The organism is Kineothrix sp. IPX-CK (genome assembly GCF_039134705.1).
GTDB lineage: Bacteria > Bacillota > Clostridia > Lachnospirales > Lachnospiraceae > Kineothrix > Kineothrix sedimenti.
Map to the genome: position 1 here is coordinate 2,408,043 of NZ_CP146256.1, position 25,158 is coordinate 2,433,200.

The following is a 25,158-nucleotide window of genomic DNA, read 5'->3' on the forward strand; positions in this document are numbered from 1 at the left end:
GCATGTGACGTAACGTAATGAATTATAATATAAACAGGAGGTTCTAGACATGGAAAAATATAAAGCGATACCGGAAGGATACATGACGGTCGGTGAGGTCGGAAGAAAAATGGGAGTTACTGTCCGCACCTTACAATACTATGACAAAGAAGGGCTGCTTTCACCATCTTCAGAGAGCGCAGGAGGCCGCAGGCTTTATACGGATAAGGATGTAATTAAACTCTATCAGATTCTGTCGCTGAAACATCTGGGATTTTCATTGGATGATATAAAAAATCGTCTGATTACTCTTGATACTCCCGCTGATGTTGCGGATGCACTTACAGAACAAGCCGCCGGCATCCGTCAGAAAATGGAAGCACTGTCGGCTTCCCTCAAAGAAATCGAAACGCTGCAAGCGGAAGTACTGCAGATGCAATTTGTGGACTTTAAGAAATATGCTGATATTATCGTTAATCTGCAAATGAAAAATGAGTCCTACTGGCTTATCAAGCATTTCGATGATAAGACCCTTGACCATTTCCGCAACCGCTTCGATATGGATAGCGGCGCCGCGATGATGGAGGCCTTCACTCGCCTGCAAAGCGAAGCAATACGACTTCAAAAAGACAGCATACCACCCGAAAGCGAGAAAGGCCAGGATCTCGCCAAAGAATTTTGGGAAATGCTTATAGACTTTACGGGCGGTGATATGAATATGTTGTCAAAACTTATGGAAACAGAAAGCATTAATGGTCCTGACAACGAATGGAATCAAAAACAAGCAATTGCCAGCTCATTTATCGAGCCGGCTTTAGGAGCCTATTTCACTGCATTAGGCTATAATCCGTTTGAGGAGAGTGTAAAATAATGAATTATGCATTACAAATTGACAGGCTAAAGAAAAATTATGGTGATCATACGGTACTAAAAGGCTTAAATTTCAATGTAGAGAAAGGTGAAATTTTTGCATTGCTTGGAGTGAACGGCGCAGGCAAGACCACGGCCCTCGAATGTATTGAAGGCTTACGAAAATATGATGGCGGCAGTATCGTGGTGAATGGACGGAGGGGGATTCAACTGCAATCGGCGTCTCTCCCTGATTATATTAGGCCGATGGAAGCTGTAAGGTTATTTGCAAAGTGGAATAAGACAAAAATAGATCACTCTATGCTCAGCACCCTTGGGATTAACGAACTTGCGAAAACTCTGTACACAGATTTGTCAACGGGGCAAAAGCGGCGGTTGCACCTTGCCCTTGCCTTAATAGGCAATCCGGATATTGTGTTCCTTGATGAACCTACTGCCGGACTCGATGTGGAAGGCAGAATATCGCTCCATGACCAAATCCGGAAATTGAAAAGTCAGGGAAAGACGATTATTTTAGCAAGTCACGATATGGCGGAGGTAGAAAGCCTATGTGACCGCATCGCCATTCTGAATGACGGCAATATTGTTTTTTGGGGTACGGTTGCAGAATTGACCTCAAAAGTAGGCAAACGTTATATTCTTCATATTAAGACCGAGCAGGGAGAAGAGAACTTTGAATCCGATAACATCGGGGATACCATGCTGACTTTGCTTGAAGATTTCAAGCAGCGGGGAATTGCCGTGACAGATATTAAAATAGACAGAGGAACGCTTGAACAGCATTTTATCAACATAGCAAGGGGGAAGAGCGAATGAGTGCGTTTTTGTACGGAGTAACATTGCAATGGAAATTGGATATACGGAGTAAATCGTTGTTGATTACTTGTTATGTGGTTCCGCTTTTATTCTTCGCTGTTATGGGAGGGATATTCACATCCATAAACCCCGAGGCTAAGAATACGCTTATACAATCTATGACTGTGCTGGGCGTATCAACCGGCGCGCTGATAGGCCTGCCGCCTTCCCTTGTAGAGATTTATGGAAGCGATATTAAGAAAGTATACAAGGCCAATGGGGTACCGTTGTATCTTGGCCTGATTTCGATGTTCTTATCAGCGTTTATCCATCTGTTAATCATGTGTGCTATCATATATATCGTGGCTCCCATTGCTTTTGACGCAGCACCACCGGCAAGCTTTCCGTTGTATTTTGGCTCACTGGCAGTTTTTATTGCGGCATCGTTAAGTATTGGATGTGTCTTAGGATTATCGGTAAAAAATCAATCAAAACTCACAATGATCTCACAAGTAATATTTCTGCCATCCATTATGTTGTCGGGGATTATGTTCCCTGTTGCTTTACTGCCTGGATTTTTTAAGATCGCGGGAAAAATATTTCCTGCGACTTGGGGATATGATATGATGGCGGACGATATTTTTCATTTTGGCAGCCTGTGGCCTTTGATAACTATCCTTTTAACCGCAGCTATACTATGCGTTCTTTTGTTGAAAAGGCTGCAAAAAACGTGAGAGTACAAAAAAGCATAGGTTCACGGACTAATCATAGTCCAGAACCTACGCTTTTTTATTTCACTTAAAATCAATTAATCACTTAATTGAACAATAGTTAAAGAGCGATTCAAATAGCCTAAAACAGGAAAATCTGTACTTATACTCACTCCTATTTCATCTCCTGCTGTCAGCGCGGCCTGGACGACAAATGTTGAACCGCTTCTATTAAATATCTTGAAAAAAGTAGTAGTATCTCCAAAAATCGGTGTACCATTGGCAGTAATAATAGCCTCCAGATATGGTTGATCTGTATCCGGATCAACAGTGGCTTCTGCATATAGATATCGTTATTTGATATATTCCTGACCATATGATAAAATTAAATTAAAAATGTTTAAATATTATTTATATGATAATAAGCTGAGAAAGGATAAACCTATGCAAAAATATATTGCATTATTGCGCGGTATAAATGTTGGCGGCAAAAACAAAATATCAATGCCGGAGCTGAAAATGATGTTTGAAGATAACGGATATAAGGATGTTGTTACCTATATCAATAGTGGAAATGTTATTTTTTCCAGTTATAATAATGATGAAGGTGAAATTAGAAAAAATTGTGAAGCGGCGATAGCGGATAAATTTAATTTAAATATAATTGTTACGATCATATCTGCGGAAGATATATCTGCCGCTCTGCGCCATGCACCAACTTGGTGGGATAATGATACACAATCAAAGCACAACGCAATTTTTGTGATACCACCTGCTACCGCGGCAGAAATAATAGAGCAGGTCGGCATCGCTAAACCGGAGTATGAGCAAGTTGGTTATTACGGACAAGTAATTTTCTGGTCTGCGCCAATTGATACATTCTCCAGAACGAGATGGTCAAAAATTGTAGGCAAGCCTGCATATAATAGTATTACGATAAGAAATGCGAATACTGCTAAAAAATTATTACAGCTTTTGGAGAAGCAGTAAGAAGGAGATAAAATGAGCGGATTTCTACTTTTAATTCCACTTGTGCTGATAAGATACGGGCTCTTATGGTCGTCAAATAAAGAATCGTTAAAACGTGCCGCCTTTTTTCCGCCTCTGATCGGAAAAGAGAAGACTGCTTTCTGGTTTTATCAAATTTCAACCATATTTTTATTCCTATATTTGTGTTTCCTCAGGATAAATATCGATTCAATATGGTTTTATTCCGGTTCAGTCGTATATAGTTTCGGAATCTTATTGTGCATCGTGTCCATATTAAATTTTGCAAAGCCTGCAAAGAATGGAATAAATCTAAAAGGGCTTTATCGTGTTTCCCGCAATCCCATATATGTGTCATATTTTATTTATTTCTTAGGTTGTGTTTTACTTACGCAATCGCTCATCCTGTTTGCGTTAGTAATCATTTTTCAGATATCGGCGCATTGGATTATTCTTTCCGAAGAAAGATGGTGCGTTAAAGAATTTGGAGAAGAGTACATAAATTATATGGAAAAAGTGAGGCGTTATATTTAAGATAAGGATGTAGATCGGGAAAGAAGAGTTTAATTTCCAAGATAGGAATATCATGACAAATAATATACTTGATAACAAATATTCAAATATGATGACAGCCTTAAAAATTGATTGTAAGGAATGCAAAGGCCTGTGTTGTGTCGCTTTATATTGTATGAAGACAGATGGTTTTCCTATGGACAAAGAAGCCGGAAAACCATGCAGGCACTTGGCGTCAGATTTTCGCTGCGAAATACATTCCAAACTAGGCGATCAAAATTATAAAGGCTGTTTGGCTTATGATTGCTTTGGTGCAGGACAGAAAACAACTAAGATTTGTTATCCGGACACATGGAAAACCGACACCCGGCAGGCAAACAGAATCTTTAATGTATTTGAGCTTGTATTTCAGTTGCACCAGATGCTGTGGTATCTTATGGAAGCATTTACTTTGACTTCAGATAAGAATTTAAAAGCGACGATAGACGCACTTATTATTGAGAATGAACAAATGCTCAGTGCTTCATTAGATGACCTCCCGGAACTGAACGTCACTAAATATAGGACGAAAGTGAATGATGTTTTGAAACAAATAACTGCCTTAGTTTTGGGCAACTCTTCCAAAGGAAAGCACCGTACAGAATATTTGGGACAGGATTTTAAAAGAGCGAATCTTGATAAAAGAGATTTCAGCATGTCACTGATGATTGCAGCGAACCTTGAGGAGTGCAGTTTAAAGAAGACTAATTTTTTAGGCACGGATATGCGTGATGCAAATTTGAAAAATACCGATTTGAGTGAGAGTATCTTTTTAACACAAATGCAGATAAATTCCACAAAGGGGAATTTAAACACAAAGATCCCATCATATCTGTCTCGTCCGGCAACTTGGAAAAAATAAAAAATTAAACACAAACATTTTTATCGGCTTTGTGCCGGAGGAATTATATATAAAAGCCAAAAAAGGAATTCGAGAGAAGATTGGGATAGCAGCGGTATATTGAGTGAATATTTTCCACAATATTTATTGACAAGAGCAATAAAGCTGTAATATTAACAAAGTTCTTATGAACACAAATATCAGAATAATATGGAGGTAGTTTCATGCGCAGTGCAATAGAAAAAAGAGTTTCACGGAGAACATTTGAAAGCGAGCCGATTACAGATCCGGAAAAGGGGGAAATCGTTTCTCTTATTAGCGAACTGAATCCTGTTGGGTTGGCGGTACTTTTGATAAGGAAGAATTAATTATTGATGACAACGAGGAATTAACCTGTGTTGTTTTAGTAGGCAAAGTGGCTGCACCCTTATTAAAAGAAAAAATGATGCGGTCGATTTCACACCGAAAAATAAAGAACATAGAAGAAAGAATTATAAGCAATCAGCCTTTGCCTCAATGGGTACAAGAAGGAATGAAAGCCGTATTACTTGCTCCAAGTGCTAAAAACACACAAAAAGTAACGTTTAAATATGAAAACAACATCTTAAGCGCGCAGATTGCGGATGACTATTCAATGGACCTTATCGACTTAGGTATTGCAAAAAAACATTTCGAAATAGGTAACGGAGGTATTTTCTATCCTAAAAAATAATCATAATATGAAATTATGGTTCCCGCAATTTGACGGCTTTTGCCGCCTTGCGCCTGCGCTCGTCCTCCAGCGCGGCATAATGCTTTCTCGTCGTATTGACGTCCTTATGGCCGAGAACATCAGCCACCAGATAAATATCTCCGGTTTCACGGTAAAGAGAGGTTCCATAGGTGCTTCGAAGCTTATGCGGAGTTATTTTCTTAAGTGTCGTCACCGTGGACGCGTATTTTTTAACCAGATTTTCGACGGCGCGGACAGTGATTCTGCGGTTCTGCATGGATAGAAACAAAGCATTTTCATGACCGGAGAGGGGAATAGTGTGATGCCTTTGCTCCAAATAGCTTCTAAGTGACTCCTCCACCTCGTCCCCGAAATAAACGACCGTTTCATAACCGCCTTTGCGCCGGATTTTAATACCGTTATTTTTAAAATCAACGTCTTCCAAGTCGAGGCCTACGCACTCGGACACACGAATGCCCGTGCCGAGCAGGAGAGTGAGCAGGGCAGTGTCTCTAACCTTTGTTTTTTCGTGGTATTTCAATTGACTTTTGGTAAGCTTGGTGCCGTCCTCCACCTGATCCAGCAGCACCGCTACTTCGTCTGCATCAAGACGTATGATTTCCTTTTCATGAAGCTTGGGCATAGGAACGAGAACTGCCGGATTATTTCTTATGAGCTCGGATTGATAGAAATAATTGTAAAAACTCCTTAAAGAAGCCAGTTTACGTGCCTTCCCGCGCTCCTCATTAGTGATTTCCTTATCGTCCTTTTGATAAAAGCTTATGTATTCCAGATATTCCTCTATATCTTCTCTGGTAATGTCATCCAGCATAGACAGCGGGAAGTCCTTGATTTCCATTTTTTTGCAATAGCTGTTATTTTCGTGCATATACTCGAAAAACACCCGCAAGTCATACGCGTATGCAAGCCGTGTCTTAGAGGAGGTATTGTTTTCGATTCCTCTGAAAAATTGTTTGCAGAAGGGTGGCAGCTCAGAAAGAACATTTCTCATGCGAGTCGTATTCAGTTTATTCTGTTCATCGTGATAATTCTTTTTGCTTTCCATATTAATAAAATCGGCCATCCTTTCATATCTTAAGACCGTAATTTCATGGTCTATGTTCCTTGCGGATTTAATAGTATTATATCATTTTTTTTTATAATTTCATCTAATTTACCTATTTTTTTAGATTTGGCGATACAACATGCCGGATTAATGGTATAATTATAATATCGATTTAACAAAAATTAATATGCCGAATTAATATCGTCGATATTATGAAAAATTAGTACGGCTTAAGAAGGAGTAAAAATAGAGATTCATGAAATTTCGTATTGATAAAAAGTACTTTTATTGGGGGGTAACGGCATTTATCGTCATTGCTGCCGCGATTTGTTTCTATTATTTATTGTTCCATGGCGCAAATATCTCAATCGGTTTTCACACCGTTGCACGAATAGCAATGCCTGTCCTGGACGGCTTTCTTTTGGCATACTTATTGACCCCCGTTTTAAATGCGATAGAGAAAAAAATAATTATTCCTTTATGTATCAGAGGCAAAATTAATATAAATAAAAAGAACTCAAAAAGAATCAGAGGATTTTCCATTCTGATCACGGTGACTATAGTTACCGTGGTGTTATATGGATTTTTCGCAATGGTCATTCCGCAGTTAATAAGAAGTATCCAAAGCATTATTTTTCAGTTTCCTATTTATATCAATAATCTTACCGTCTGGACGACCAAGCTTCTGGCCGATAATCCTGATATTGAAAAAGTAGTAACGGATTTATTCGACCAATATTCCGAGGAAATGACCAATTATTTGAACCATAATCTGATTCCTCAGATGAACGGGATTCTAAAAAGCATTTCTTTAAGCTTTTTGGGCTTTTTGATGCAACTTTGGAATTTGATCATCGGCTTTATTATTTCCATATATATTCTGTACAGTAAGGAATTGTTTGCGGGACAAGCAAAGAAGATAGCCTATGCATTGTTCGAAACCAAGACGGCCAACGCGGTAATTACCGACGTACGTTTTACCCACAAGACCTTCAGTGGATATATTGTCGGCAAGATTATCGATTCCGTTATGGTAGGTCTCGTATGTTTTGCAGGAACGACCTTAATGGGAACACCATATTCCGTTTTAATAAGCGTAATTGTTGGAACTACGAATATTATTCCCTTTTTTGGACCCTATTTGGGGGCAATTCCCAGTGCGTTATTGATTTTAATGGTAAATCCTCTTCAATGCCTTTATTTCATCATATTCATCCTGATTCTTCAGCAAGTTGACGGAAATATACTGGAGCCTAAAATTCTGGGGGATTCCACTGGCTTATCCGGTTTCTGGGTAATCTTTTCTATTACCTTATTCGGCGGAATGTTCGGAATCCTTGGCATGATTGCCGGTGTGCCTATTTTCGCAATCATCTATGCAGGCATACGTTCTTTGATCAACCAGATGCTCCTCAAAAAGAAGATGCCGGTTAAAACCAATGATTATATGGATGTCGGCTCGATCGAGGACGGCGTTTTCATTCCTTATGAACCGGAGAAGGGAACCTTTTCAAAATCCGGGCAGAATACAGACGAAGCTCAAACTGAGAAAAATGAACCTAAGGATGAAGTTGAGAAGGAAGATTAATCATGCGTTTTATTGTGCAAAGAGTAAAAAAAGCAGAAGTAGAAGTAGAAAATACGGTAATCGGAAAAATAGAAGAGGGATTTCTCGTTTTTGTAGGCGTCAGCCAGGCGGATACGGAGGTGATCGCTGATAAGATGGTCAATAAACTGATTGGTTTACGAATTTTTGAGGACGAGAATGGAAAGACCAATCTGGATATAAAAACGGTATACGGGGAATTGTTAATTATTTCACAATTTACATTATATGCAGATTGCAAAAAAGGGAACAGACCTTCCTTTATTCGTGCAGGTGCTCCTGACATGGCCAATTCATTATATGAATATGTTCTGAAAAAATGCCGGAAAGAAATTACCTGCGTGCAGTCAGGAGAATTCGGCGCTGACATGAAGGTTTCCCTCGTTAACGATGGGCCTTTTACCATAATATTAGATTCAGAAGAATTATAGATGACCGCAAATAATCATAAGGAGGTTTTAATATGATGTCGACAGCATTATTAATCGCAGGTATTGTTATCATAATGTATTTTCTCGTATATTCCAAAGGAACAAAACGTAATAGAAAAAAAATAGATGATCTCAATATTGGGGGTACGCATAGAACTTATAGAGAACACCGTGAGGCAATTGAAAAACGCCGTAAATCTTTGGAATATAACAATTATGTAACCAAATATAACAGCACTGAAGATTTCCGCGAAAAAGACGAATAACTATTCGTTAAACTTGTCTTTTGCGAATAGTTATTCGTCTGGTTCTTTTTAGTTAACTGTTTAAATAAGGAATAACTTTAATTTACCATCTTCATATTTGGCCGACTGTATTTCTTTGCTTTTTATACTGTCGGGTAATAAAAAACGCCGTCTTTCGTTTTTAATGCTTAAGATCAATTCTCCGCCCTTTTGATTTAAATCCATTTCCTGTTTATCAGCAAAAGGAAGATTAATTTCCATGCGGTAGCCTTCCTCACATTTATGAACCGTAAATATCTTTTCTTTAGCAAATACCGCGGTTGGCTCCTGATCCTGATACAGTATCCAGGCAACCTCTTCAAGCACCGGCAAGGATCTGATTTCCTTCTGCTGCAGCTCCAGTCTGAAAATCGGAAGCTTATGAAAGCTTTCTTCTATCTCCGTAATCCCTTCCTCTTGAAGCTTTACCCAATGATTAAAATAACCTTCCAATGCCTTACCCGGATAGATCCGGTTTATAATGATTGCATCAACATTATAATTATACATATGAAGACAGGTATAATTTCGTTTCGCCTCTTTAATTACAATTTTCTCCGGTGTCGTAACGATTCTCAGACTGACTATCTCCTTATTGCTCATAAGCTTCTGCAACGCTCCCAATCGTGCTGTTAATGCGTCAATATCATCAAATACATCATCCTTTGGCATAGGTACTTTTGCTAATTTTTCAATCAGTGGTCCTCCTATTTTAGCTGCTTTGCGTTTCATCGGAAGCACCTTCTCTATAAAGCCTCCGAACATCTCCGGGAATTTAAGCAGGGAAAGTGTCTCACCGGTTGGTGCACAATCTACAATAAGAACGTCGTAATCCCCCTTTTCATAGTAATCAAGTATCTTTAACAATGAAAATAATTCTTCCAGTCCGGGAAATACCAGCAATTCTTCCGCTTCCAGACCGCTCTGGGAGCGCGAGGTCAGAATCTGCTTTATATAGCTTTGCATATTCCCCCAGGCCTCTTCACTTTCTGCTACAGCATCTATCTCCATCGCATATAAATGATCCGAAACCATAACCGGTTTATTGTTAAGTTTTTGCTCAAAGGAATCTCCAAGGCTATGCGCCTGATCCGTGCTCATAATCAATACTTTTTTACCGCTGCGTGCAATCTTGCAGGCGGTGGCAGCCGCAATGCTGGTTTTGCCAACGCCACCTTTACCGGTATATAATATTATTCTCATAATGCCTCCATTTCTGCCGCATGGCAGTTCAAATCTAATCATAAACAAAAAGTATGTTATATGCTTTTGTTAACTAATATCAACCTTTTGGACCTTGCCTTGGTCTGCTCCGCCGTTCTTTTCATCCTCCTTTTTACCCACAATGCATTCTGCTATACACTCCAGAAACATTGCTTTCATTTCCTTCTCAATTACTTCAACATGACCGCGTACGTTCGCTGGCAGGATAAGCATATAGGCTTCCTTTTCCAACTTTTTAGCTTCTTTCATTTTATCGATAAATTCTCTTTTCATATGCTGCTCCTATCTGCGTGCCTGACACACCATAAAATTCCATAGCTTTATTATTTTAATCGACCTCTTTTACAAATCGGATATTTAATATCTGTTCTTCTGCTTTTGCTGATATAATGCGATAATTTCTCAGGGAGTTCGGTATCGGAATATTTCTTTTGAAATTACCGATCTTAATGATTAAGTCCGTTCCTGACTGGCGCAGGTCAATATCCTCCTTTTTAATACAGGGGAGATATAAACTGAGACGGTATCCCTCTTCTGTTGCTTCGTACATTTCTCCCGGTTGATTCTTCCTGATTTCAAATAACTCGGGCTGGTCAAGAACCTCCTCACATAACTGATCAATCGCCTCCAGACCGCATAAATCCGTATCATACCAGCGGATATAATAGACCGCCCGGTCGCTGAATACATTCTCAATTTCCTCAATATATTTCTTCTGAATGTCTAACCACTTATCAAAAAACGGATTACCGATATCACCTGGCAGAATGCGATTAATAAACACTCCATCCACATTAAAATTATAGAGATTCATATACATATAATTGCGCTTTGTCTCCTCTACGACCATCTTTTCGGGAATGGTTACCAATCGTATCGAGGTCACATCGTCATCCTTTAATAATTCCTGCAGTTGAATCAGCCTCACATATAGCCGCTCAATGTCACTCATCGCTGCCTTATCCGGCAGCTCTACCTCAAACATCTTTTTTGATATTGGGGAAAGAACCCGTATCGCCAGCTTGCCGACAGGGAAAAACTTCTCCATATACCAGGACATAAGCTCCGGAAACTTAAGCAAAGACAGTGTTTCTCCCGTAGGCGCACAGTCCACAATAATACGTTCATATTTGCCGCTTTCATAGATATCAAGTATTTTCAGCAGCGAGAACAGTTCTTCCATTCCCGGAAGCATAACAACATCCTCTTGCGCGCTGCCGTTCCTGTCCGGTGGTGCAATCATATTCATGAAGGCCGTCATGATATTCTTAAAATCATGCTCCATAACATAATTCGGATCAATCTCCAGCACATCCAAATATTTGGATATCTCGCTCGTTTCCCTGCCAAAAGACATATCAAATAAATCGCTGAGATTATGGGCCATATCCGTACTGACAAGCAACGTCTTCTTATTCTCTTTCTCCGATTTTCTGGCATGAGCCGCTGCAACCGAAGTCTTTCCTACTCCGCCTTTTCCTGTAAAAATTAATATTCTGCTCATAGTAGTCATCTCCTTAATTCGGCCTCCGAATAGTTCTTCTTTCGAAGTATTTGTTATGATTTTAGCTGCCGAATATTACGACAGCTTTTTTCTAATCAATTTGTATTTTTCTGATTTTTGTTCTTTGCTCTGCTTTTTCCCTTTGCTTATATTCATCCATAAGTATATAAATTCCTTTGTCAATCATTTTAAATATTAACTGCACTTCCTCTGCCGTATAATTGTTAAGTATCACCTGTCCGTAATGCAGGAATTCTTTCATGATTCTTTGAATACATTCCTTCCCCTCGTTCGTTAAACGAATGGTCACAATTCTCTTATCCTCAGGACTTCTCTCCCGAACAACAATTCCCTTCTTTTCCATGCGGGTTACGATTCCTGTCGCAGTATTGAGCGGAACATCAATATACTCAGCAACCTGAGTCATGTTAATCTCATCCTGCCGATAAAGTAAAAGAAGGATAAAAAGTTCATTCTTGGAGCAATCCAAGAGAATATTCTGCCAGGTTTGGGCTGAAATTAGCAGCTTAATTTTATCAATATATTGAAAAATGATATCTTCCAGATTGTGAAGGTCTTGTTCCATTATTCCACTCCCTCAAAATATTTCTTCTTTCGAACTATTTTAATTCTACTCTCGAAGTATTTGTTTGTCAAGAGATTTTTATACTTTATTTTTACTAAAACATTAGGGTAAAGTATCATTTAAGGTTTAGGATAAAAGGCATGTCCAAAAGCCTGATTAATTCAGGTATTAAGTAGATTTACACAACAACTATTTAGATGGTTTTCAAAATAGTTGTTGACGGGGCTGTGCGCCTGTGTTATCATCTAATTAGAAATCTATCTAATTAGTTTTTTGGAGGTGATGATTTGGGTTTTCCGGAAACATTTAAAGCGCTCTCCGATCCGGTCCGCAGAGAAATCCTTGTTATACTTAAAGGCGGACGCATGTCTGCCGGGGATATTGCAGGACATTTCGATATGACAAGCGCAACTGTATCCTATCATTTATCACAACTCAAAAAAGCCGGGCTCATCTTTGAAACGAAGTATAAGAATTTCATTTATTATGAACTGAACCTGTCCGTATTTGAGGAAATCATGGTTTGGTTTTCGCAGTTTGGCGGTAAAGATGAAGGAGGAACTGAACATGAATAAAAAGCGCACTTGGATTACATCATTACTTTGCTTGTTGCCGATGATTTTCTCGGCGGTTGTGTATACCAGCCTGCCCGGCAAAATCGCAATTCACTGGAATGTTGCCAGTGTAGCCGACAACTATGTTCATAAAGCGATTGCAGCATTTGGTATGCCGATAGTTTTTCTCATTATCAATCTGCTGTTATCTAAAATGCGCCTGATGGGTGATCCTAAAGGCGAAAGTCAGTTACGGGCCAAGGCCGGTGAGCAAATACTCACATGGCTCGCTCCGGCATTGTCAGTAATATCAGTGCCTATCATGCTGTTCATTGCTATGGGAACCGATATCCCGATAGCTATGGTCAGTTCGCTGCTAGTAGGACTGTTGCTGATCGTTATCGGCAACTATCTCCCCAAAAGCCGTCAAAATAATTTCATGGGAATTAAACTGCCCTGGACACTGAATGACACAGCCAACTGGAATAAGACTCATAGATTAGCCGGGTACCTGTATATTGTTTGCGGGGCGCTGCTGATTATCTCCAATTTCCTGTTAAAAAAAACGTTTGCCTATATATCTGTTGATATTATTGTTATTGCAGCGCTGGCACTTATCCCGGTGTTCTATTCATATTCACTATACAGGCGTGAATCCAATTAATTAGTAGTAAACCCCTCAAAGTAATTACGGAATGGATGAGGTCCCCTTATGTTAAAGAAAATAAAGAATCCTTTGCGATTTGCAGCGACGATGGTTCCAATCGCGGCCATCGGCGGAGTTTTCACCATTATTTACACCATGAACAGTTATGGGTCAACAGTGCGCCAAGAGCTAATTTCCGCATCCGACGGCTACATGGCACTCCTTTTTTCGGGTGCATTGCAGGCTGTGATATTTACCTCAATATGTGGTTTTTTCGGATATATACTTTCGGATAAAACCGGGTTAATGCGACCGTTCAAGTTCGAGAAGAAACCGCTTTTATCTACTGCCATTGCTACTCTGATATCCGGCATATTATTCGGTTTGGACTATTGGTTGTTTGGTCAAACAATACCCGGCCTTGCGGAAACATACGAAATACAAGTCACACCAGCAAGTTTTATATCATCTATTTTTTATGGAGGCGTCGTGGAAGAAGTATTGATGCGTCTGTTTTTGATGTCGCTTTTCGCATTTCTGCTGTGGAAGATATTTGTCCGAAAACATGATAAGGCACATATTACTCAAAGCGTTTTTATCGTGGCCAATATCCTTGCCGCTGCTTTATTTGCGGCGGGTCATCTGCCCGCAACTATCAGTACCTTTGGCACACTTACACCCATCATTGTTTTTCGCTGCTTCCTGTATAATGGTGGTTTAGGACTTGTCTTTGGAGGCCTGTACCACAAATATGGAATACACTATGCTATGTTTGCCCATGCGGGCGTCCATATAGTCTCCAAAATAATATGGCTGCTGTTTATATGAAAATATCACGAAATCTTTAACTTATTGATTCCTTTTTTCACTAAGCAGCTTCATAGGTTTTATTTTTAAGTTTTGGTTGATTCTATAGATAGAAATTACCATTCCCAGCAAGTTAATAACTGTAATAGATACTAGAATCGTGATAACTACTACCAGTGTATTTTCATCTTCCTCCAAGATGTTTTCTTTTACTTCCGCCTCCGCTATATTACTATAACTGGAATCATAATAGATATGATTTAAACTTTCAGCGGAAATATGTCTTGATAAAAAGCCACCCATACCACAGCCAATGGTGCTTCCAAGAAAAAGTAAAAGTATGATACCAAAAAGTATAGACCTTCTGGCATTTTTCTTTGTTACTCCCAGGCAGCGTTCAATTGCTGTTCGCACTTTTTGATAGCCAATAAACAAATGACTATAAAACAGCATGAGAAAAATAATCATAAATAATCCAATGATTAAAAGCACAAGAGACATAAGCTTCATATTCTCAAGTCCTGATTTAATCTGTGAATATCCCATATCATAAAAGGTGATTTCGAGTTCATCTGTATTATATTTCTCCCATTCGGCCAGAAAATCATCTATACTACCATTTGGTATTTGAAAAGAGGTATTATATCCCTTCATCGGACCATACTTTATGATATTGGTTGCCGGATTCTCAATAGATTTCATTGGGACAACCACTTCATCTCCCCCCATATTATAGTTCATCTGGCTGTTTCCCAGAGTCGCCGTATAGATACCGACAACGGTATACCAGCTGTCTTCAAAAACAGAATAGACTTCTCCTTCTGCCCCGTTAGATCGATAAATAGCATCTCGTCCTGCAGAATACTGACTATTCGTACAATAAAGTTGTAAGTTAACTTGTTTTCCTACTGTAAGATTATTATTTTTTGCAAAAACATCAGAGATAAGACACACCTTTTTTCCATCCTCGTATTCTTCTCCTAAGATATCTCTTCCCTGACTAATATAAGCATCTCCACTATAAAATGGCATTAAAAGAGTCGTGGAATTGGTTCCGGTAACAGGCAGAGTCTTATATGACATGTCGTAACCTTTCGCCAGACTTAACAGCCTTTTTCCAATATCACTGTCATAAAATCCTTCTGTTACTTCATAGTAAGGAGAAGAATTATTCTTTTCATCTTCCAATGGGTCTTTTTTAAGGGTACCGTCCGATTCATATTCTTCTATGTATATAGAATTTGGACCATATTCAAGGAGTCGTAAAGCTGCATCCCCTGACTTCTCAAAACGGGAACCATGTGCCCATGCCGACAAATTTATGATAACAGCATAATTTTTCCCTTTTTCCAAAGGCAGGGGAGTTTCATTACGATGGTTGCAGAACCAAATCGTTGTACCCTCTAACGAGGCATTACCAAAAAACAGTTTGTTAATCTTTACTCTTACGGATTCATCTGGAATACAGTCTTCTAAGGGCGTTACTTCCGCAATCAATAATTCAATATAACTTTCATTCGTACGAAATAAAGTATAATTAGGGGCATATGAGCCATAGTATGATCGTTTTTCCGGTTCATGGATATAATTAGCTCCTTCAAAAGATAGCATAGAGATAGGAAGCAAGCGCGAATATACCGGCTGCTGTCGTAGATCATAGTCCTTTTTCTCCGCATTCCATCTGGTAGTGGTATTGATGGATAATGCTTTTTGTTCCACGGTTCCTATGGTAATAAAAGTATCCTCATAAGTATTAATAACTGAGTTGTTGATGATCCAAAGCACGGCACCCAGTGTAAGAAACATACCGGAAGCAGCAATCAGAAGCAAGAACGAGAAACTTCTGATCGGCATCCGCAATATTTGTTTGATACTGTTTCTAATCATTTTTTTGCACCTCGATCAGTATTCCGTCTTGCATACGTAATATCATATCTGTTTCTGATGCAACTTTCGGATTATGAGTAACGACTATGACCGAATAATTTTCCTCATGGGCTAAAGCCTTTAACAAATTTACAATATGTACTTCATTCTTCGTATCGAGATTACCGGTCGGTTCATCTGCCAGTAAAATATTTCCGCCCGATGCCATTGCTCTGGCAATGGCTACTCTTTGCTGCTCTCCTCCGCTCATCATCTGAGGGAACTGTTTTAATATTTTTTCCCCTAGTCCTACTTTAATTATCAGCTCCTTTGCTTTCGCTTTTGCTTCTTTGATGGGCACACCTTTTAATGTCATTGGAAACATTACATTTTCCAGTGCTGTTAATAATGGAAACAAATGAAACAGTTGATAAACTACGGATGCCTTTTCCATCCGATATTTATCCCGATCGATGGAACGGATGTCCTCTCCTTGTATATAAAGAGCACCGGAGCTAGGTAAGTCCAATCCTGCCAGAAGTGATAAAAAAGTACTCTTTCCGCTTCCGGATTCTCCAACTATGGAATATATTTTACCTGTTTCAAAGGAACAGGTCATATTCTTTACCGCTTCAATTTTCTGATATTTGGTCTTGTAAACATATCCTACATTTTCAGCTTTTATAATTTCCATTAGCTTCAACTCCTGACTATTCTGTACAAAACAATGCTTCTATTACGCTAGTTTTTCCAATTCTCCACAAGGCGACCATGCATCCTAAAAAATAGCTGAACAAAAAGATGTTCCCCGTAGTTACAACTTCTAGTGTTCCTTTTAATATCAGGTTCGCTGTCCCACCGCCTATAAACGCTCCTAATATTATCAGAAAGAATTGTTCCAAAAAGAATATTAAAAAACATTTTCCCCTTCCGGCACCTAACGCCCTCATAAGTGCATATTCTTTTTGCCTGCTGTTAAGCAAAAGAAAACTAGTAATATAACCGATGAATATTACAATGGTTGATATAAATGGAAAGAATCCTTCTAACGCATCTATACTTTGACGTAATTGACTGGCCAATGTTCGAAACGTAGTATCCCGTACTGTTAATGCAATTCCGTCATAGCTAAGCTTTGCAGTGGGAACGCTTTCTAAAAGCCCAAAGGATTTCATTTCATCTTTAAAAGCATTTAGCTGCAATGGATCCGCAACATAAAAAGAAGCAGAATCAACATAGAAATCAATTTTATTCCGATGAAATACTTCTCGAACTGTCTCAAAAGGGATTAGAATGTCTGGGGGCAATTGTAGTGTATTGGTGTTAAACAAATCCATTGTACCGATGATTTCCAGTGATAAGAGCTCAAGCGGCGCATAATGTAAGTATTCTTTTTCATCATAGTATTGATAATATAAATTCAGTGTAACGGTATCTCCTATCCTTAATTGATTTTTTTCCATTATAGACTTATTGATAATACAGGTAGGATACGACGAAGTAAAAAAATTTACAACATCATCTTCCATATGAATATCATCTAATGAGATACCGGAAACTGCGGTTATGGAATTAACGCCGGCAACATTCAAATTAAGCTTTTTGTTCCAGTCTTCTATGGGAAAATCCCCTATTCCTGCCACCATACGAATTGAAAAATCAACATTCTTTACTTTAGTACTATTCTCAAGTTTTTTTATCAAGTCTTCAGAAATTTCAAGTCCTACTTGTGATGAACCATTAAGGTTAAAAATACTGCAATATATAGGACTGATGTTGGGTAGCTCATTCAATTGCATCCTGCAATTATAAATATAAGTTAAATATAAATTTAGTAAAATGAAAACAAATATACAGATACTTGCTGTACTTATGCCTTTCCATTTATTTCGTTTTAAGTTGCATAAAACCATATGTAGGTAAAACATACATCACATCCTTTTATTTTTTCAAACGGATACACTAAATACAAATATCCTTTTACATAAAATCTTCTATAATATTGTCTGCATTGAATTATAATATTGTTTATATATAAAATTATAACCATATATGTTGTACATTTCGATTAAATTCAATCTAATATTTTTTACATTATTATATGTTTTTCTCTAATTCCAATCACCAATAGACTCTCCGCTCCTATTCCTGTATCCACTCCAATAATTCTTTTTTTATTTGTTCTAAGATGGATTGACCTATTCTCTCGTCACCGGCTTCTCCAATCAAGGTGCAATTTAATGTGCATAGGTTTCGAAATGTACTGATAGAAAGCTGAAAGTCAGGGGAAAGCCGATAAGTGCCCGTCAAATAACATTTTTTAATATAGCAGTCTCGAAAATATAGCTTTTCATGGTCGATTATTCCTATATTGGTATAAGAAACAGGAAACAAATGATAGCTCTTTTTAATTGCTTTCTTTAATATAAAACGCGGTGTTTTATGAAATGCAAAGTTAAGCAGCCGAATACTTTCAAAGCAGCGGCAACGTTCTTTTTGGAGAGCCATTTCGATGCAAGTCTGTGATAAGGTTTCGCTGAACGTAATCTGTTCATTTATTTCCAGAATGATTCTCTTATATATCCCGGTCATATTTGCTACGGTCAGATTATCCTGATGCGGCTGAAATCTACGTAAATCAGCCGGACACGATAAAATCACCTTATCTGTGTTTTGTAAACGGGCTATGACACGGGCATATGCTGTTATAAAAACATGGTTGAGTGTTGCGCCGCTTTTCTTTGCTTTTACATGAATGGTATTCAGATCATCCGAATCAATTGTACTATTCAAACAGAATGACTGCGTACCATTGTTAAAAGCCCGCAAGGGAACTGCATTAATCCGCATGCCATATTTTGTTTGCTCTGTTGGCGATCCAACACGAATATTTTTTAAAAAAAGAGAAATATCCCTTGTGTTATGTAATCTTTTATCCGAAGGGATGTCATTGTAAAGTGACGCTAGCAAATAGAGATATTGTAAAAAACCTACCCCATCAGTCAGAATATGGCTCATTGCGATAACGATATTACTTTGCTTTTCTTCCTTAGAAAAGACGATTTGTAGCTGGGCATTTTTACTTAAATCCCACCAAAAATCTTCTTCTAATCCGAAACGGTCAAGAATAAGTACATTTTCAACAGTTAAATCCCGATTAACAAAGACAGCTCTCTTAAAGTCATACGTATAAAGAATCTCAGGGACATATTGACTGGATAGATTAACCGCATCTTTCAATTTTTCAATGTCGAGATTTCCTTGAATCGCCATTCGGCAATACATCAACGGATACACTTTGTCGCTATGAACTGCTTCAACATAATCCAAACTTTCACATTTTGTCTTATTGCTATGTCCCCCGTTTATTTTCCTGCGGCAAAAATCTATTACTTTGTCCTTGAAGCCGATTCCCGCAATACCTATAAGCCCTGTAATAACGAAAACACTCAAAGACAATTTCCAATCGCCCTGACGTATTGTAGAACCAATCATGGTTGAGGATAAAACAGACGGAATACGTGCAAAAGTTGATATGCCTATAAATTTCCCTGCGCTCATTTCGGTTACTCCTACGATATATGTGAGCATATCTTTTGGTGTGCCCGGGATAAGAAACAGAATAAACGTCACAATTTCACTTTTATGGCCATCTTGAAGCCATTTCCAGCTCAACACTTTTTCTTCGCCGAACAAGTGATACAGCAGCTTCTTACCGAACCGCTTCGATAATGAAAAAATGAAAGCGGAAGCAAAAACACAACCGGCAAGGCAAATCAATAGACCGGGAACAGTACCATACAAAGCGCCAGCCATGACTTCCACAGGCTCACCGGGAATAAAAGCGATTATGACTTGAACTATCTGTACTGCCAGAATCAGCAGGATACCTGCACCGCCTATCTCGTTTATCCAGTTTTGTATCTCTGCCTGATATTCAGGTTCTGATAATCGCTGAAAGTAAGGCAGCAAGATGATTGTCACCCCAATGACAAGGCCGATAAATAAAATACAGCAGGCAACCACATGTCTACGAGCCTTTTTATCCATAAGCCTACTCTCCTCTCCCCGAATTTGTTTCTCATTTCATTGCGTTACTTCTATATCCCCGTTGTTTGTTTCTACCTTAACGGTTATGGTCGGATTACTGCCAACGCTCCCGCTTGTTGTATGCCCATTGACGGTAACGTCTTGTTGAAAGTTCGTAGATACTGAACCGTTTTTGGTCGTGGCTTGAAATTCGAACTCCAAATTTTTCGGTAACGTTAAAGTAATATTATCATTTTTATTGAAGAAAGAAAGATCGCCATTTACTTCGGTATACACGACATTCAGGTCGCCGGAATTGTTGGCTTTATAGTTACCGGAACCAATCGCGGACTTTATATCTGCACTTCCGCTTGTAGAGGTATATATTACATTTCCGTTTAATTTTGTACAGATCACGCTGCCGCTTGTTGTTTCCAGACTGATTTGATTTGCCTCAATGTTTCCTAAATATAAAGTCCCGCTGGTAGAAGATAAATGGATATTAGAAGCAACCGCATTATCCAATCTGATATTCCCGGACGAATTATCAACACGGAGCATAGATAAATCCAAATTCATGCCGGAAAAATCAATATCCCCGTTCGTGGAAGTAACCGTAAGATTTTCACGGTATGATTCCGGCAAATAAACTTCAATATATCGGGAAAATCCGTCCTTAAAAAATGGTTTGCCCCCTTCGCTTATATAAATACTTTCATTACCCTCCGTTACCTTGGCATAATAGCTGCTTTTGTTTTCCGTCATGTATTCTTTGATTACCAGAGCGTCACTGTCACTTTCAAAGATAGTAATTTTTTCTTCATCGTAGGAAAGCGTCAGAGACGATATTCCTTTAAGAGAAAATCGAAGTTCATTCGTCATTTGAGCGGACTTAGAATTGGAACAGCCGGCAAATACGAATAAATTTAGAATAAGAAACATGCCTAATGTAATTGCTTTTTTCATCTTCACTTACCTCACTTTAAATAAATGAATTGTTCATTCATATTCTCTGCAAAAATTAGGAGGCTTACATGCCCCGCTAATTTATCTTTTGTATGCAGACAGGATATTGTCCATGCAGATTTTTTTTGCCAATTCCAAAGGAATATCTGAAGTTTCAAAAGATGTATACCGTCTATCCATCGCCCACCAAGTAAGAATTTCAATAATAAGGGTCGTGGTTAATTTCAAATGATCAAGGGTACGTACTGTTCCATTGTTAACGAAAATTGTTAAGTACCTTGACATTGTATCGAGAAATTTCCTGCGGTATGTCTTATAATGTTCAGCCAGAAACGGGAATTCAAATTGATTCTTTTCAATAAATAAACAGCCGACCGCATACCGGGCAAGAATATCAAATGCGTCTGAAATCAAATCTTCAAAGCGATAACCTGGAGCGTCGTCTTCAAGGTGTTTTGCAAAGTCATTTTGTGACCGTTCAAACAAAGATGCAATTTCATTTTCCACATCTGAAAACAAATTATCTGTAATAGGTCTTTCAAAATCTTTATTTATGAAGTCCGGATCAATCGTGCATTTCAAAACAAAGTGCATGATCTCCTTTTTTCCTGCAAAATCATGATAAATGGTTCCGACAGAAACACCTATCGCACCTGCTATGTGACTAATCTGCGTTCCGGCATAACCTTGACGTAAAAATAATAGCGTTGCGGCCTCCAGAATTGATTGAATTCTTGTGTCCATTGCTTCCCATCCTTTTGTTGAACGAATCGTTCATTTTTATGGTATACTACAATTGTACGATTGTCAACAAAAATAAATGTGAACTAGATTTTATATATCTATTTATTATAATGACGGGAATTTAATTTGTATGTACTCTTTTATAACACGAACACAATTTTCTATTCCTACCCGTTCGCTATTCAATGTCAGATCATAATTGACCGGATTAGTCCAATAATTCCCTCCGGTATAATGCGAATAATAATCTGCCCGGTACTTATCTGTTTTTTCTATGGAAGCATGGGCCGTTTCTTCACTAACATTCATCTTTTCCATGATTCTCTTTACGCAAAAGGAACGCGGTGCCTCAATGTACACACTGATTACATTGTCATAATCCTTTAAAACCCAATCTGCGCATTTTCCTACAATGACACAGGACTCCGATTGAACAAGATTCTCTATTATTTCTTTTTGAAACTCGAATAACCGTTCATCCGATACAAAGTCAACCGCAGCCGGATTAGGATTCCCTGTTTTCGGCAGACCTTTTAATAGACCGGAAAACTTCTTGCCTCGCATTTTTTCATTTACTTCCGAAAACAATTGCTCATCCAATCCGCTGAGCTGCGATGCAAGTGTAAGAATTCTATTCTCATAACAATGAATTCCCAGTTCTTTTGCAATTTTAGAAGCAACTTCTTTTCCGCCGCTTCCAAATCCTCTCGCTACAGTAATTGCATAAGTCTCCATATATGTAACACTTCCTTTCGTTTACAAATCTAATTTCACTTATCATCTGACAGATACATCTTATGAATTCTTACCATCTCCGATGTATCTGCTTAAAAACTCTCTCATTCTTGGATTCTTAGGATTCTCAAATAGATTCTCAGGTATATCATCTTCTACAATATACCCTTCATCCATAAATATTGTTCTGGTCGATACGTCCTTTGCAAACGACATTTCATGAGTGACGATTACCATGGTCAATCCTTCACTTGCGAGTTTTTTCATTACCTGAAGTACTTCGCCAACCATTTCCGGATCAAGTGCAGAAGTCGGTTCATCAAAAAGCAGAACCTGCGGCTGCATAGTAAGCGCTCTCGCGATAGCCACTCTTTGTTTTTGTCCGCCGGATAACTGGGCTGGTTTCGCATTTATATAAGGTGCCATTCCTACTTGTTTCAAGTGTTTTATAGCGCGCTCCTTTGATTCTTTTGGGTTAAGCTTTAGTACTTTTCTGGTTCCAACCATACAATTTTGCAATACTGTCATATTGTTAAATAAGTTAAACGATTGAAATACCATGCCAACATTAGCTCTGAACTTATTTAATTCCTTTTCTCCGCGGCCAACCGACTCTCCCTGAAAATGGATTGTACCGGAAGTTAATGATTCCAATCCGTTAATGCACCTCAATAAAGTCGATTTCCCGGAACCGGACGAACCGATCACACAAACCACTTCGCCTTTGGAGATTGAAAAATGCAGATCTTTTAATACCTCATGGTTACCAAATGACTTTACCAAATGCTCAACATTAATAATTGGCTCCTTCATACTAACCCTCCTATTCTGCTTCCATGTATTCTACTGCCAGTTCATAATTCTTCTTTCCATCCAGTTTCTTTTCCAAAACAGAAAAAACTCTGGTAAATAATGTACAGAGTACAAAATAGATAAGGCCACAAATAATATAAGCTTCAAAGTATCTGTAATAAGTACCGGCTGCTGTCTTTGTAACAAAATACAATTCTGCCACATTAATAACGTTTAAAACAGATGTCATTTTTAGATTCGTAAGATACATATTAACCATTTCCGGTATTATATTACGAAATGCCTGCGGCAATATTACGGAATACATAGTGGCAACATGACTCATTCCTAAAGCCTTTGCCCCCTCCTGCTGTCCATAATCAATAGAAATGATCCCGCCTCTTACGGTTTCAGACATATAAGCTCCTGTATTTAACATGGTTACCAGTACCGCTGCCCAAAATGACGATAACCCCGGACCGAAGGATTTAAGTCCATAGAATATTACCATGCCCTGAACCATCATTGGTGTACTTCTGAATATTTCAACATAAATACGACTTAGTAATAACAATAATCGAAATACTGTTTTTTTGAATACATTATCATTTTTTACAATAGGTGCGGACTGAAGTATTCCAATCAAAAATCCTAATAAGAATCCTAATATGGTTCCCAGTATAGCAACTTCTAACGTAACAATGGTTCCTTTTAAAAAAAACGGCCAATATTCGTTCCATATATATATCACCCATCCAGCAAAACCTTTATCCATACCATAGACCTCCTATATCCTTTTCACAGGCCAAGGGTCTGCAATATGCAGACCCCTTTAGTCCTCACCTGAATTCCGTTATTCAATTTTTAGTTACTTAAAGGCTGTACCATAATTCCCAGGTCCATATATTCATCCATATCAGCCTGATCCCATCCGATGGCATCCATTGCGGTTTCGATGGCATCCTTTAATACGGTATTTCCTTCGTCTACGGCTACCGAAACAGCCTCAGACATACCTTCCGGTGTAGTAAAGTCATTATCATCCGCCAGCTTAATGACCTTAACAGCGGTATTACTTAATGCTGCAGAATAAGCAGTTGGATAATCTAATACAGCACAGTCAGCCGCACCTGTTGCAACCTGCATGATTACTTCGGATGTTGTTTCAGGGAAGGTTCCTGCTTTCACATTCGGAATCTGGGTCACATAGTCTGCCCATGATGTATTAATCTGCGTAACAGCCGAACAGCCATCAAAATCCGACAAGCCCGTTGCATTTGCATAAGGTCCGTCTGCCGCTACCACCATAACGTTATCTCTATTGTAATATGCCCTGGTAAAGTCTACTGTTTTATCTCTTTCTTCCGTATAAACCATTCCGGCGATAATGCAATCATAATCACCTGACTGCATTCCAAGGACAATACTTGACCATTCAATCTTATGTACCTCTAATGTCCATCCCATTTCATCTGCTATTTTTTGTGCAAACATAACATCATAACCAAATCCATAATCACTTGTACCGAATATGGGAACCGCTTCCCAACCGTCTGCATCAACGGCGGCAGTAGACTGTGTCCAGTTAAACGGTGCATATGCACATTCCATTCCCACTCTTAATACACCGCCTGTTAACTCTGTTGCCGCCGCATAAGGACCATCTGAAGCAGCCGTTTCCTCCGTGCTTTCCGTTTCTTCGGTTGTCGTCTCCTTCTCCGCTGCTGCTGTCGTTTCTTTAGATGAAGATGCTGCGCATCCACTCATCACACTAATACTCATAATTGTTGCAAATAAAATTGCCAAAGTCCTTTTTTTCATAATTTTTCTCCTTTCAAAATTAGATGTATCGATATTTTTCAATAACGATCA

At 38.7% G+C, this 25,158-nt stretch carries 29 protein-coding genes; 14 read left to right on the plus strand and 15 right to left on the minus strand.

The features are described from left to right. Positions 1 to 49: 49 nt before the first annotated feature. From V6984_RS11670 to V6984_RS11705, 8 genes are all read left to right on the plus strand, one after another. The gene (locus tag V6984_RS11670) at positions 50 to 850 is read left to right on the plus strand and encodes a MerR family transcriptional regulator (protein WP_342755810.1); all 801 of its coding nucleotides are present in this window, start codon (positions 50 to 52) and stop codon (positions 848 to 850) included. Beyond that, positions 850 to 1,665 carry an ABC transporter ATP-binding protein gene (locus tag V6984_RS11675; RefSeq protein WP_342755811.1) on the plus strand — a complete coding sequence of 272 codons (816 nt, stop codon included), beginning with the start codon at positions 850 to 852 and terminating at the stop codon, positions 1,663 to 1,665. The genes V6984_RS11670 and V6984_RS11675 overlap by 1 nt, the downstream gene beginning before the upstream one ends. Beyond that, the gene (locus V6984_RS11680) at positions 1,662 to 2,378 is read left to right on the plus strand and encodes an ABC transporter permease (RefSeq protein ID WP_342755812.1); all 717 of its coding nucleotides are present in this window, start codon (positions 1,662 to 1,664) and stop codon (positions 2,376 to 2,378) included. The genes V6984_RS11675 and V6984_RS11680 overlap by 4 nt, the downstream gene beginning before the upstream one ends. A 420-nt stretch (positions 2,379 to 2,798) precedes the next feature. Continuing rightward, on the plus strand, positions 2,799 to 3,344 hold the full coding sequence (locus tag V6984_RS11685) for a DUF1697 domain-containing protein (RefSeq protein WP_342755813.1): 546 nt from the start codon (positions 2,799 to 2,801) through the stop codon (positions 3,342 to 3,344). A 12-nt stretch (positions 3,345 to 3,356) separates the two neighbouring features. Beyond that, a complete protein-coding gene (locus V6984_RS11690) occupies positions 3,357 to 3,875 on the plus strand; it encodes a methyltransferase family protein (RefSeq protein ID WP_342755814.1) in 519 nt (172 codons plus the stop codon). Positions 3,876 to 4,029: 154 nt separating this feature from the next. Further along, complete coding sequence (locus tag V6984_RS11695) at positions 4,030 to 4,755, plus strand: pentapeptide repeat-containing protein (RefSeq protein ID WP_342755815.1); 726 nt, start codon at positions 4,030 to 4,032, stop codon at positions 4,753 to 4,755. Between the two features lie 203 nt (positions 4,756 to 4,958). After that, on the plus strand, positions 4,959 to 5,102 hold the full coding sequence (locus V6984_RS11700) for a hypothetical protein (protein ID WP_342755816.1): 144 nt from the start codon (positions 4,959 to 4,961) through the stop codon (positions 5,100 to 5,102). A gap of 2 nt (positions 5,103 to 5,104) precedes the next feature. After that, positions 5,105 to 5,446, plus strand: a complete 342-nt coding sequence (locus tag V6984_RS11705; RefSeq protein ID WP_342759993.1) for a nitroreductase family protein — start codon at positions 5,105 to 5,107, stop codon at positions 5,444 to 5,446. Between the two features lie 13 nt (positions 5,447 to 5,459). On the opposite strand, the gene V6984_RS11710 is transcribed toward V6984_RS11705, so the two are convergent. Further along, positions 5,460 to 6,512 (minus strand): tyrosine-type recombinase/integrase, encoded by a 1,053-nt coding sequence (locus tag V6984_RS11710; protein WP_342755817.1) that lies wholly within the window; start codon positions 6,510 to 6,512, stop codon positions 5,460 to 5,462. A 256-nt stretch (positions 6,513 to 6,768) separates the two neighbouring features. On the opposite strand from V6984_RS11710, the gene V6984_RS11715 reads away from it, so the two are divergent. From V6984_RS11715 to V6984_RS11725, 3 genes are read left to right on the plus strand one after another with little or no spacing between them, the layout of a single operon-like run. Further along, positions 6,769 to 8,100 carry an AI-2E family transporter gene (locus tag V6984_RS11715; RefSeq protein ID WP_342755818.1) on the plus strand — a complete coding sequence of 444 codons (1,332 nt, stop codon included), beginning with the start codon at positions 6,769 to 6,771 and terminating at the stop codon, positions 8,098 to 8,100. Between the two features lie 2 nt (positions 8,101 to 8,102). Beyond that, on the plus strand, positions 8,103 to 8,549 hold the full coding sequence (dtd, locus tag V6984_RS11720) for a D-aminoacyl-tRNA deacylase (protein WP_342755819.1): 447 nt from the start codon (positions 8,103 to 8,105) through the stop codon (positions 8,547 to 8,549). A gap of 32 nt (positions 8,550 to 8,581) precedes the next feature. Further along, the gene (locus V6984_RS11725; protein ID WP_342755820.1) at positions 8,582 to 8,815 is read left to right on the plus strand and encodes a hypothetical protein; all 234 of its coding nucleotides are present in this window, start codon (positions 8,582 to 8,584) and stop codon (positions 8,813 to 8,815) included. Positions 8,816 to 8,875: 60 nt separating this feature from the next. Here the strand turns inward: V6984_RS11725 and V6984_RS11730 are convergent, their stop codons facing one another. The 4 genes from V6984_RS11730 to V6984_RS11745 all read right to left on the minus strand — a co-directional run bounded on the left by V6984_RS11730 (position 8,876) and on the right by V6984_RS11745 (position 12,147). Continuing rightward, positions 8,876 to 10,036 (minus strand): ArsA family ATPase, encoded by a 1,161-nt coding sequence (locus tag V6984_RS11730; protein WP_342755821.1) that lies wholly within the window; start codon positions 10,034 to 10,036, stop codon positions 8,876 to 8,878. Positions 10,037 to 10,105: 69 nt separating this feature from the next. Beyond that, positions 10,106 to 10,330, minus strand: coding sequence for a hypothetical protein (locus tag V6984_RS11735; RefSeq protein ID WP_342755822.1), 225 nt, complete (start codon positions 10,328 to 10,330; stop codon positions 10,106 to 10,108). A gap of 55 nt (positions 10,331 to 10,385) precedes the next feature. After that, positions 10,386 to 11,561: an ArsA family ATPase gene (locus V6984_RS11740; RefSeq protein ID WP_342755823.1), complete on the minus strand. Its 1,176-nt coding sequence runs from the start codon at positions 11,559 to 11,561 to the stop codon at positions 10,386 to 10,388. Positions 11,562 to 11,652: 91 nt separating this feature from the next. After that, positions 11,653 to 12,147 (minus strand): MarR family transcriptional regulator, encoded by a 495-nt coding sequence (locus V6984_RS11745; protein ID WP_342755824.1) that lies wholly within the window; start codon positions 12,145 to 12,147, stop codon positions 11,653 to 11,655. Positions 12,148 to 12,434: 287 nt separating this feature from the next. Between V6984_RS11745 and V6984_RS11750 the strand changes: the two genes are divergently transcribed. From V6984_RS11750 to V6984_RS11760, 3 genes are read left to right on the plus strand one after another with little or no spacing between them, the layout of a single operon-like run. Then, positions 12,435 to 12,722, plus strand: coding sequence for an autorepressor SdpR family transcription factor (locus V6984_RS11750; RefSeq protein ID WP_342755825.1), 288 nt, complete (start codon positions 12,435 to 12,437; stop codon positions 12,720 to 12,722). Beyond that, positions 12,715 to 13,365 carry an SdpI family protein gene (locus V6984_RS11755; protein ID WP_342755826.1) on the plus strand — a complete coding sequence of 217 codons (651 nt, stop codon included), beginning with the start codon at positions 12,715 to 12,717 and terminating at the stop codon, positions 13,363 to 13,365. Before V6984_RS11750 ends, V6984_RS11755 begins: the two co-directional genes overlap by 8 nt. 48 nt (positions 13,366 to 13,413) lie before the next feature. Beyond that, positions 13,414 to 14,175 carry a CPBP family glutamic-type intramembrane protease gene (locus V6984_RS11760; protein ID WP_342755827.1) on the plus strand — a complete coding sequence of 254 codons (762 nt, stop codon included), beginning with the start codon at positions 13,414 to 13,416 and terminating at the stop codon, positions 14,173 to 14,175. A 21-nt stretch (positions 14,176 to 14,196) separates the two neighbouring features. Here V6984_RS11760 and V6984_RS11765 read toward each other — a convergent pair whose 3' ends face one another. From V6984_RS11765 to V6984_RS11810, 10 genes are all read right to left on the minus strand, one after another. Then, positions 14,197 to 16,041, minus strand: a complete 1,845-nt coding sequence (locus V6984_RS11765) for a hypothetical protein (RefSeq protein ID WP_342755828.1) — start codon at positions 16,039 to 16,041, stop codon at positions 14,197 to 14,199. After that, complete coding sequence (locus V6984_RS11770; protein ID WP_342755829.1) at positions 16,034 to 16,714, minus strand: ABC transporter ATP-binding protein; 681 nt, start codon at positions 16,712 to 16,714, stop codon at positions 16,034 to 16,036. The genes V6984_RS11765 and V6984_RS11770 overlap by 8 nt, the downstream gene beginning before the upstream one ends. A 16-nt stretch (positions 16,715 to 16,730) precedes the next feature. Beyond that, a complete protein-coding gene (locus V6984_RS11775; protein ID WP_342755830.1) occupies positions 16,731 to 17,948 on the minus strand; it encodes an ABC transporter permease in 1,218 nt (405 codons plus the stop codon). Positions 17,949 to 18,162: 214 nt separating this feature from the next. Further along, the gene (locus tag V6984_RS11780) at positions 18,163 to 20,070 is read right to left on the minus strand and encodes a VTT domain-containing protein (protein WP_342755831.1); all 1,908 of its coding nucleotides are present in this window, start codon (positions 20,068 to 20,070) and stop codon (positions 18,163 to 18,165) included. Between the two features lie 36 nt (positions 20,071 to 20,106). After that, positions 20,107 to 21,015: a DUF4097 family beta strand repeat-containing protein gene (locus V6984_RS11785; protein WP_342755832.1), complete on the minus strand. Its 909-nt coding sequence runs from the start codon at positions 21,013 to 21,015 to the stop codon at positions 20,107 to 20,109. A gap of 81 nt (positions 21,016 to 21,096) precedes the next feature. Further along, complete coding sequence (locus tag V6984_RS11790; protein WP_342755833.1) at positions 21,097 to 21,759, minus strand: helix-turn-helix domain-containing protein; 663 nt, start codon at positions 21,757 to 21,759, stop codon at positions 21,097 to 21,099. A 105-nt stretch (positions 21,760 to 21,864) separates the two neighbouring features. Then, complete coding sequence (locus V6984_RS11795) at positions 21,865 to 22,494, minus strand: cytidylate kinase-like family protein (protein WP_342755834.1); 630 nt, start codon at positions 22,492 to 22,494, stop codon at positions 21,865 to 21,867. 60 nt (positions 22,495 to 22,554) lie between these two features. Continuing rightward, entirely contained in the window at positions 22,555 to 23,307 is a 753-nt protein-coding gene (locus tag V6984_RS11800) for an amino acid ABC transporter ATP-binding protein (protein ID WP_342755835.1), read from the minus strand. Between the two features lie 10 nt (positions 23,308 to 23,317). Then, the gene (locus V6984_RS11805; protein WP_342755836.1) at positions 23,318 to 24,061 is read right to left on the minus strand and encodes an amino acid ABC transporter permease; all 744 of its coding nucleotides are present in this window, start codon (positions 24,059 to 24,061) and stop codon (positions 23,318 to 23,320) included. 89 nt (positions 24,062 to 24,150) lie between these two features. Continuing rightward, positions 24,151 to 25,107, minus strand: coding sequence for a transporter substrate-binding domain-containing protein (locus tag V6984_RS11810; protein ID WP_342755837.1), 957 nt, complete (start codon positions 25,105 to 25,107; stop codon positions 24,151 to 24,153). Between the last annotated feature and the right edge of the window lie 51 nt (positions 25,108 to 25,158).